Origin of the sequence: Thalassotalea sp. ND16A (assembly GCF_000764205.1) — a bacterium.
GTDB lineage: Bacteria > Pseudomonadota > Gammaproteobacteria > Enterobacterales > Alteromonadaceae > Thalassotalea_A.
Window position 1 is genome coordinate 1 of the sequence record NZ_JQDZ01000056.1, and the last position, 767, is coordinate 767.

General features: G+C 41.9%; 2 protein-coding genes. Both read left to right on the forward strand.

What is annotated here, in order from left to right:
- The first annotated feature begins 55 nt into the window (after positions 1–55).
- Positions 56–619, forward strand: a complete 564-nt coding sequence (locus tag ND16A_RS09295; RefSeq protein ID WP_033077619.1) for an IS607 family transposase — start codon at positions 56–58, stop codon at positions 617–619.
- A gap of 32 nt (positions 620–651) precedes the next feature.
- Positions 652–767, forward strand: a 116-nt coding sequence (locus ND16A_RS22000; RefSeq protein WP_152593820.1) for a helix-turn-helix domain-containing protein, incomplete at its 3' end; no start/stop codon positions are given.

Consider the following 767-nt stretch of genomic DNA (forward strand, 5'->3'; position numbering starts at 1 on the left):
GGGGTTCTTGCTAGTTAGCGAATAATTGCCTAAACCTGATCATGAGGTGGTGATTATGAAAACTTTAGTCTTCGATTTAGTGAGTATAGGCGAGGCCGCAAAGCATTATGGTGTTTCAGTCGAAACTATGAGGCGCTGGGATCGCAATAGCAAACTGAATTCACATAGCCGAACGTTAGGCAATCACCGTCGTTATAAACTCAACGAATCCGAGAAAATCAAAGTTGGTTATGCTCGAGTTAGCTCCCATGATCAGAAAAAAGATTTAGTCACCCAAGCTAAATACCTCAGCCAATATTGTGATGTTGTTCTGGAAGATTTGGGTTCGGGTTTAAACTGCAAGAAACCTCGCTTGCGAAAACTCATAAACATGTTGTTGAACAAAAAAGTAAGCGAACTTCATTTATCTCACAAAGACCGTCTGATACGGTTTGGCCACGAGTTAGTGTTTCAATTGTGTAAATGGTCTGGCGCTAATGTTGTCATCCACAAAGAGGAGGAGGTTGTCACTTTTGAGCAAGAACTTTGCAAAGATGTGATCACTTTAATGACGGTATTTTCAGCCCGAATGTACGGCAAGCGTTCGCATCAAAATAAGACATTGAAAAAAGCCGCTTGATCACTGTATAAAACAACAGTACACTATCAAGCATGAAGATAGCCTTTAAAACTCAATTACTGGCGAATAATAAACACGCTAGCCATTTGGCGAGAGCGTGTGGTGTTGCCCGTTTTTCGTGGAATTGGGGATTGGCCAAGTGGCACGA